The organism is Bacillus sp. Xin1 (genome assembly GCF_013314535.1).
Taxonomy (GTDB): Bacteria; Bacillota; Bacilli; order Bacillales; family Bacillaceae_G; genus Bacillus_A.
Window position 1 is genome coordinate 108,767 of record NZ_JABUAE010000013.1, and the last position, 9,379, is coordinate 118,145.

Sequence of the window (9,379 nt, forward strand, 5' to 3'; positions counted from 1 at the left end):
TTTCCGAATTGATTACTATCATTTTTATCATACATTAAAAATAGTGTCAACTATTTTTTTGAATGTTTATGTATTATACTCCTATTTTTCGCTATAAAAATTCAAAATCTGACTTTTCCATGAATACTATTACATCACTTATGGTTTATACTTTATTAAATACATCAGCAGGTTTATAGTAATATAGGATGGTTGCATGAGAGCACGAGTAGGAGGAAAGGTTTTGTCTACTTCAAAAGTTTTAAAAGGAACCGCTTTACTAAGTGGCGCCACAATGATTTCGCGTATTTTAGGTTTTATATACTTCTTCCCTTTTCAACTATTAGTTGGTGAACAGGGGGTTGCTTTATATGCGTATGCATATTCTTGGTATGGTATCTTGCTTAGCTTTTCAACAGCTGGTATTCCCATTGCCGTTTCAAAATTTGTTGCTAAATATAATGCTTTAGGTGACTATAATACAAGTAAGAAACTGTATTATTCTAGTGTGAAAATCATGCTACTTATGGGATTCGCTGGATTTTTAATCTTATTTATCGGAGCACCTTACGTATCCCAATTTATTATTCGCTCAAAAACACCAGATCCGGAGTTTATCGCTGATGTAACACTGACAATGCGCGCACTAAGTTTTGCGCTTATTATTGTCCCAGCAATGAGCGTCACACGTGGATACTTCCAAGGGTTCCAACATATGAAACCAAGTGCTGTTTCTCAAGTTGTAGAACAGATTGCACGTGTCGTTTTCATTTTGGTTGGTAGTTTCATCGTTTCAAAATTACTAGGTGGATCTGTTGCTTCTTCCGTTGCGGTTGCTACATTTGGCGCGGTTATCGGAGCAATTGCCAGCGTTTCAATTTTAATCATGTATTGGAAAAAATATAATCATTTGAAACCACCTGCAGGCGAACGAAAAACAAGGGCTTCAAACGTTTCATTAAAAAGTATTTATGTGGAGCTACTTCGTTACGCAATCCCTATTGTTTTCGTGGGGATCGCCATTCCACTTTATACTTTAGTGGATCAATATACAGTTGCTGATGCACTAAGAGCAATTGGAACACCGCTTGAAACAGCAAACGCGATTTTTGCTTATATAACGAACTATGCTCAAAAATTAATCATGATTCCTGCTTCACTCGCAACTGGATTTTCACTTACGATTATTCCAGCGATAACAAAATCATTTACAAGCGGAAAACTAGAAGAATTACAAGAACAAATCACAAAGATTTTCCAGGTGCTATTATTCTTCACAATCCCGGCTACATTCGGGCTCGCTAGTATCGCATACGATGCATTCCGCATGGTGTATATGAGTCCTGATACAGCTTTAGGCGGATCTAAATATTTAATTTCTTATGCACCATCAGCTGTATTAAGTGCGATTTTCACTGTTTCTGCAGCCATTTTGCAAGGTATTGATTATCAGCGAAAAACAATGATTGCCTTCTCCGTTGGTATTCTTGTAAAAGTCGTAGTAAATACGCCACTTCTATACTTATTAGGTGGACATGGTGCAGTACTTGGAACAATACTTGGATATCTCGTTTCTGATATCATCATGCTATATTGCATTGTTAAATTTACGAAGTTTGATATTGCAGAAACAGCTAAAACAGTATTTCTTATTATCATTTACTCCGCAGCAATGTCCGCTGTCGTAATAGGATTAAAAGCAATTATCGGATGGCTAATCCCTGGACAACCTTATATTGAATCATTACTCATCGTTATCATATGCGGTGCGGTTGGCGGATTTGTTTATTTCGCTTTCGTATTAACAAGTGGGCTAGCATCACATATCCTTGGTGATCGAATTAGTCGTTTACCCGTATTAAAAAAACTAGTAAAATGAAGCAAAGAAGAGGTGTAACTTATATTAATGTTACACCTCTTCTTTGTTTATGAAATTATTGTGCTTAGAAAGATACTTTTATTTAATTATTTCTTACAGGGAGGAACAGTACTTAAGAAAACAGACTAAAATGATATCCTTAGCATACAAAAAAGAGATTGTATATGACGCATACAATCTCTTTCATTATGTTTCTTATTCAAACAATCCCATACTTAAATAACGCTCTCCTGTATCAGGTGCGATGCATAACACTTTTTTACCAGCACCTAATCGTTTCGCTATCATAATTGCGGCATAGACGGAAGCACCCGAAGAGGGTCCTACTAGTATTCCCTCTTGTTTTGCTAGATTTCCCATTGTACTAAGCGCTTCTTCATCAGCGATTTGAATGATTTCATTATATATTTCCGTATTTAAGTTTTTTGGAATAAATCCCGGGCTTGTTCCAACTAATTTATGAGGACCCGGCACACCACCAGATAAAACAGGAGATCCTTTCGGTTCAACTACTGCAATATATAAATTTGGTAGTTTCTCTTTCAATGTTTCTCCCGTTCCTGTAATCGTTCCACCTGTTCCAGCAGTTGCTACAAATGCATCTAATTCCCCATCCATTTGTTCATAAATTTCAAGAGCTGTTGTATAGCGATGAATATTCGGGTTTGCTGGATTTTCAAATTGCTGCGGAATAAAGCTATTTGGTATTTCTTTTTGCAGTTCTACTGCTTTTGCAATTGCTCCTGGCATTCTTTGTTCTGCCGGCGTCAAAACAACTTCTGCCCCATATGCCTTAAGCAAATTAATCCGTTCTTTCGACATATTATCCGGCATAATTAAAATGGCTTTGTATCCTTTTGCAGCTGCATTCATCGCTAAACCAATCCCTGTATTTCCACTTGTCGGTTCAATGATTGTATCACCTGGCTTAATGAGACCTTGCTCTTCTGCCATATAAATTAAATTGTACGCAGCGCGGTCTTTCACACTCCGAGATGGGTTAAACATTTCTAATTTCACGTATACATCAGCTGCATCTTCTGGAACAAATCGTGATAATCGCACGACTGGTGTATCTCCAATTAATTCTGTAACATTATGACATAGTTTCATAGCGCATCCCCTATTCTATATTAATCCATTTTGATTTTCCCACATATTAACTGCAGCTATGAAAACAAAAAAAGGGCTCCACTTATTTCCTCTTTTTGTTTTCACACGGCATGGAGCTAAAAAAGGCACCACCCGCTTCTATGCATGGCCGGATGCTCTCGCCCACCTAAAAAGAATGGTTTGATGTGTTTTTTAATTTGGTTTTTTATATCATGATTTTCGATCACTTGGCAGTAACCATGATGTAAGTCCGATTAATGGTAAACAACTACATAATATCATAATAAATTGTAGACTACACACGTCTGCTAATTTCCCAAGAACAACGGCACCTAATGCTCCAAGCCCAAATGCAAGACCGACAATTAAGCCTGACACCATTCCAACTTTTCCAGGAACAAGCTCTTGTGCATAAACAACAATAACACTAAAGCTACTAGAACTAATAAAACCAATACATAAAAATAACGGTACAACCCATGCTAAAGAAACATACGGTAATAAAAGTGCAAGTGGTGCAGAACCTAGCATGGAAAATACGATAATATTTTTCTTACCAAATCGATCTGCCAAAGGTCCACCAAAGAATGTGCCAAGCACCCCAGCAATCATAAATGCAAACACAAAGTACTGCGCATTTTTAATAGACAAGCCGTAATGCTCTATTAAATAGAATTGATAGAAATTCCCGATGCCAGCTCCATACCAAGAACGAACAAAGGTTAAGAAAACAAGAAGAACAATTACAAATTTAATATGTGTACTCACAATTGCATTTTCAGCCTCAAGTGCAGCTCTTTTCTTTCTTCGTACTGCACCATTTACTAACTCATTTTTGTACCAGTTTGAAACGAAAGTTAATAGCACAATACCTACTGCTGCAAAAGCTGTAAATCCCAGTGATCCAATTTGCCCAAACGGAACAAAAATTAACGCTGTAAAAATGGGTGCAAGAGAATTCCCTGTATTCCCTCCTACTTGATAAATGGACTGCGCTAATCCACGTTTCGCACCCGCTGCCATATAAGCAACGCGTGCTCCTTCAGGATGAAAGACCGCTGATCCTAATCCAATAAATAGAACAGAAATAATAACGATAATAAAGTTTGGTGCGAACGCAAGTCCAATCATCCCAAGCATACTTGAAAACATACCTAGTGGTAGTAAAAATGGCGATGGCTTCTTATCTGAATACATCCCAAATACCGGTTGCATGATTGATGACATCATATTCAGTGCAAATGCAATCCACCCTACTTGCATGTAAGACAAATTCATCGATTTTTCCAAAATAGGAAATAGCGCTGGCACAACAGCCTGCATCGAGTCATTTAAAAAATGACCGAAACTAATTGCAAATAAAATGCGATAAATTGTAGGTGAGGCTACTGTATTTTCCTTTGACACCGCCTGCATAGTTCCCTCTCTCCTTCCCTCAAAACAGAAAGTATAACTTATTAACAGTACACTTACTGTAATATGTAATAAGTTCTGATTTTCGAAATATTTCCTATTCTATAATGGTTTTATCTCTTTTTCCAGTAACACAACTTCGTTTTTATATTCATATATATAATTGTTATACCAAAATAATATATATTAGGTTTAATCGTGGATGCTTCTGTCTTTTTTACACTGAAATACAGATAAAATGTAGAAACAAACTAAAAAAATTATGCAAAACATTTCTTTTTCATACCTTTAGCAACTGATAAATGGTGACCTCCCCTCATCAATATTGCTTATCATATGAAAGAGTACATCACTCAATTAGTCGTGATGTACTCTTTATTTTTGAATACCGTTCAAACTTATTCAGCTATGTCCAATTCTCTTTTTTCTTTTAAAAGTTTTTGAAATTCTATTTCTAATTCTTCAGACGGTTCAATACTTAAGCGACTTAGCACTTCCGATATTTTTGTGTCAAGTAAAAGAAGCTTATCTTCTTTCGTATCTCGCGTCTTTTCCGCTTGACCTAGTTTATATTGCTGATACGTTCCATCAAATAACTTAATTTCTTGATCATGAATCGCTAAAATTCGTGTAGCGATATTTTCAATGAACCGGCGATCATGTGAAACAAAGATTACACTCCCTTCGTACTCTTTTAAAAGAGATTCTAACGCTTCAACAGCTGCCATATCAAGAAAGTTTGTCGGTTCATCTAAAACTAACGTATTAATATCACTTAAAAATAGCTTTGTTAATGCTACTTTCACTCGTTCACCGCCACTCAAAACTCCTACAAGTTTATAAACATCATCTCTGAAGAAATGCATTCTCGCAAGAACCGTTCGAATCAATGTTTCATCCTGCTTTGAAGAGGACTGTACATTTTCGATAATTGATTTTTCCGTATCTAATATGTTTAAATTTTGACTAAAATAGCCGATTTTCACAGCTGGAGAAAGACTAATACCGTACTCTTGATTCATAATTTTTTTGACAAGTGTCGTTTTCCCACTCCCATTTGAACCAATAATTGCTAACTTATCCCCACCTCGAATATGAAAACTCGTTTTGCTCCAAAGTACACGCTCACCAACTTTTCCAGTTACATCATTTACACGAACAATAATTCGATTTTTAAATGTTTCTGCATTCGGCAAGTTCATCTTAAGCGGCGGAATTTCTTTTACTTTTTCTACCTTTTCAAGCTTTTCTAATCTCGTTTCAATGGCCGATGCTGTTTTTTGTAACTTCTTTTGCTTTTTTGCGAAGTATGGCTTTGCTCCTGTAATTTTCGCTTCTGACTGACTCACCTTTTTTGGAGTCTTTGTTGCTCTTTCCGCTTTTTTCTCCTTTAACTTCAATGCTTCTTCCAACTGCCTTTTCTTTTTCTCATACTTTTCATACGCTAATTGTTCTTGATTGAGCTCTATTTCTCTTTGTTTTACATAATCGCTATAGTTGCCTGTATACTCTTTTATCTTTCCTTCATCCAATTCCCATATCGTTGTACAAAGAGCATCTAAAAATGCACGGTCATGTGAAATAATGATAAATGCTCCTTGCCACATATTTAGCTTCTTCTCCAACCATTCGATATGTTCTGTATCGAGGTTTGTCGTTGGTTCATCTGCCAGTAAAAGCTCTGCATCTTTTATAAGAGCTTTTTGGATATATTCTTGCGTCACTTCACCACCACTTTTTGTTGTATCCGTTCGTTTCAGTTGCGGTAAAAGTTCACACCTAGTATGTTGAATAACGATTCCTTCTTCTGGAGAAATTTTTCCAGCTAACATTTGAAATAACGTCGTTTTCCCACTTCCGTTTCTCCCAACTAACCCAATTCGAGCATTTTGATGAATTTGCAGTTGATCCACATCTAATAATAAACGATCCTGTACATAGTACTTTATATGATTTGCTTCTAATAAAAACATAGTAACATCTCCTTTTTATCAAGTTTAGGAGACAAAAAATGCCCCTATATCCATTCAGAATAGGAGGCATAAATCATTATATAGGTGTACACCAAAAGAGACTACCCCTTTTAGATCCAACTATACAAAGCCAATCCTATTCTGAAAACACAAATTGAAGGCATCACAAATAACAGAGTAATGATCTGTTTAAAAATATCCTTCAATTGTTCGCTTTCGTAAAATAGGATTAGTACTTCATGTAATTGGGTCACCCTTCCGTTCTTTTAATTTCATTAACGCTACTTTTAGTATAGCTAGAAATTTCAAATAAAATCAATATCTTTTTCATTTTAAATAACAAAACGTTTATATTTTTCAAAATCACTCGTCTTACATTCAAGTGAAATTTTCGTACCTTCATTTTCATAACTCGTAGATGTAACATGTGCATAATCATTAAAATAAGAAACAACTTGCCCTTGATCATAAGGTATTAACATCTCACACTTTGTATATTCTTTGTAAATGTGCGAACGAATCATTTCTACAAGTTCTTCAATCCCAATTTGTTGTTTTGCAGACAGATATACTCGGTCCTCCTGTATTTTTGGGATTTCAACATCCATCATATCTGATTTATTATAAGCATAAATCGTCGGGATGTTTTCAACACCAATTTGTTTTAGTGTTTGATTTGTAATCTCAATTAATTGTTCATAATTTGGATTTGCATAATCGACCACATGAATCAATAAATCCGCCTCTGCCACTTCTTCTAATGTTGAACGGAACGCTTTCACAAGATGATGTGGTAATTTACTGACAAAACCAACTGTATCTGTTAATAAAAATGATTTATTATCTGGAAGTTCAATATTGCGCACTGATGTTTCCAGCGTCGCAAATAACATATCCTTTTCAAATACTTGTTTCTCAGTAGAACCATTGAAGATCTCCAGCATCGTATTCATAATGGTTGATTTACCTGCATTTGTATATCCTACTAATGAAACAACAGGGATTTCATTTTTCTTACGCTGTTTACGCTGTGTTTGACGCTGCGCGACAAGCGCTTCTAACTCTTTATTTAATACTGCAATTTGCTCCTCAATCTTACGACGGTCTAGTTCTAATTTCTTCTCACCGACACCTTTGTTTTTCGTACCAACGCCGCCGCCCTGTCTTCCTAAAGATTCACGAAGACCGATTAAACGAGGCATCATATATTGCAGGTGTGCAACTTCAACTTGTAGCTGTGCTTCTTTCGTCTTAGCACGCTGCGCAAAAATATCTAAAATTAAAATCGTACGATCAATAACTTTACAATCTAAATCGGCTTCTAAGTTTCGAATTTGCGAAGGCGATAATTCATCATTAAAAATCACCATGTTCGCATCTGCTTCCTTCACAAAAGCAGACACTTCTTCAATTTTACCTTTTCCAATATAATGTGATGGATTCACACGGTGTAAGTTTTGCGTAACTTGCCCTACAACCTGCACATCACAAGCTTCTGCAAGGTTTTTTAATTCCTCCATTGAATATTCAAAATCACTTTCATTATTTAAATTCACTCCGACTAATATTGCTTTTTGTACTAGTTCTTCCATATATTAATTCCTCCATTTCGATTACGTAAAATAAAAAACACAGGTCACTGCCTGTGTTTTTCGTAAACGGATGAGAGTACGACAAATAAACAAAAGAAAGCATTGCTTTCAAATTGCTACATGGTCAATACGTCACAAATGATATACATATCCCTAAAAACATACACATATATCACATCATTCTATTATAAAGGCAAAACAAAAAGAGGGCGTATTCGTCCCTCCCTCTTTTCACATATTAGTTCAATAAAGGGTTCCTTTAAAATAGGCAGACCAATCCCGTTCACTCTGCACACAGACAGAGCCTTTGAGCGCTATTCAATTATCGGCACAAAGTATTGAGACGTAATCTGATTAAAATCAAAGGAGACCCCTCCGTTCATTAAAAGTTACATAAATCTTAGCATACTTATGTAGTTTTCACAAGAATCAACTTCAATTATGGGCATAAACAAAATCATCAATTTTCTAGTATATTCTTCATTTTTTTCATATGATAAATAAAATTCATCACTTAAAAATTTAATATATTATATGTTACACACGTTCACTTTCCTCTTGCATGTTCTCTTTCATTTAACTTATACCTCTATTATCTATGCAATTACACAACCTGATAATTAGGAAAATTCACAACAATCAAACCCTTGAGGTACTCTCTAGCATGAAGCAGTCTCTACTTTTAATGCAGATAAGATGAAAAACATTTATAGATTAAAAATTAGTATGGAGTTAGCATAATTGTATAAACACAATTTATTGTAAGCCTTCACAATAAATTTTAAGGAGGACATGCCTGTATAAAACAGGAAAGATTTCAATAAACAATCTATATTTTCATTCAAAAGGGTGGTTCTAAAAATGAAAGAAAATAAGAATAAATTCATACTAACCTCTATATCAATTGCATTAAATTTGATAGTAATTCTCTACATCATCGTTTCTTTTGTTAGAAGTTTTCATGATTTTTCATTACCTCGTGAACAAATAGAATCTGCATTACCTTTCGTTTTACTCATACTCGTATCAATTATTTTATTTTTCAAAATTAATATTAAGCTAATAAAATATACGCTTGTTTTTTCTTCACTAACATTATTTTGCATACTAACTTTATATGGATTCCTCATACCTTCCATATTTTTAGATGGTATAAACATTCCTTAACAACTCTCTTAGAATCACTAGTGTTGTGTAAATAAAAATGAAAAAGACGGAAACGTTAGAGAATAAAATCATCCCATTTTTCAGTTCTGCTCAAATTCTATTTTTAAGTTTAGCGATTGTCACAATGTTTGCATCACAAGGTAAATACTTATTACAAAACATGAACGTAGTTCTATTACTAATCAGGAAGAAGAAACAAGTAGCAGAAACTACACCTCAGTAATACAAATAAAACAAGCACCTGAGTAGGTGCTTGTTTTATT

The 9,379-nt window shown here is 35.0% G+C and carries 5 protein-coding genes and 1 pseudogene; 2 read left to right on the top strand and 4 right to left on the bottom strand.

All coding sequences use genetic code 11. The annotated features are described in order from the left end of the window. Positions 1–223 precede the first annotated feature (223 nt). Positions 224–1,858 (top strand): putative polysaccharide biosynthesis protein, encoded by a 1,635-nt coding sequence (locus HRG09_RS14070; protein WP_174101386.1) that lies wholly within the window; start codon positions 224–226, stop codon positions 1,856–1,858. Between the two features lie 195 nt (positions 1,859–2,053). Here the strand turns inward: HRG09_RS14070 and cysK are convergent, their stop codons facing one another. From cysK to hflX, 4 genes are all read right to left on the bottom strand, one after another. After that, the gene (cysK, locus tag HRG09_RS14075) at positions 2,054–2,971 is read right to left on the bottom strand and encodes a cysteine synthase A (protein ID WP_174101387.1); all 918 of its coding nucleotides are present in this window, start codon (positions 2,969–2,971) and stop codon (positions 2,054–2,056) included. A gap of 210 nt (positions 2,972–3,181) precedes the next feature. Then, the gene (locus tag HRG09_RS14080) at positions 3,182–4,387 is read right to left on the bottom strand and encodes an MFS transporter (protein WP_174101388.1); all 1,206 of its coding nucleotides are present in this window, start codon (positions 4,385–4,387) and stop codon (positions 3,182–3,184) included. Between the two features lie 395 nt (positions 4,388–4,782). Beyond that, positions 4,783–6,357 carry a Vga family ABC-F type ribosomal protection protein gene (locus HRG09_RS14085; protein ID WP_174101389.1) on the bottom strand — a complete coding sequence of 525 codons (1,575 nt, stop codon included), beginning with the start codon at positions 6,355–6,357 and terminating at the stop codon, positions 4,783–4,785. 332 nt (positions 6,358–6,689) lie between these two features. Then, complete coding sequence (gene hflX / locus HRG09_RS14090; protein ID WP_174101390.1) at positions 6,690–7,949, bottom strand: GTPase HflX; 1,260 nt, start codon at positions 7,947–7,949, stop codon at positions 6,690–6,692. A 1,201-nt stretch (positions 7,950–9,150) separates the two neighbouring features. On the opposite strand from hflX, the pseudogene HRG09_RS14095 reads away from it, so the two are divergent. Beyond that, positions 9,151–9,300, top strand: a pseudogene (locus HRG09_RS14095) (arsenic resistance protein); the annotation flags it as partial. Positions 9,301–9,379 lie beyond the last annotated feature (79 nt).

What these genes read in the sequence shown, in the direction of transcription:
- HRG09_RS14080 (WP_174101388.1), bottom strand. Translation starts at nt 4,387, where the DNA reads ATGCAGGCGGTGTCAAAGGAAAATACAGTAGCCTCACCTACAATTTAT.
- cysK (WP_174101387.1), bottom strand. Translation starts at nt 2,971, where the DNA reads ATGAAACTATGTCATAATGTTACAGAATTAATTGGAGATACACCAGTC.
- hflX (WP_174101390.1), bottom strand. Translation starts at nt 7,949, where the DNA reads ATGGAAGAACTAGTACAAAAAGCAATATTAGTCGGAGTGAATTTAAAT.
- HRG09_RS14085 (WP_174101389.1), bottom strand. Translation starts at nt 6,357, where the DNA reads ATGTTTTTATTAGAAGCAAATCATATAAAGTACTATGTACAGGATCGT.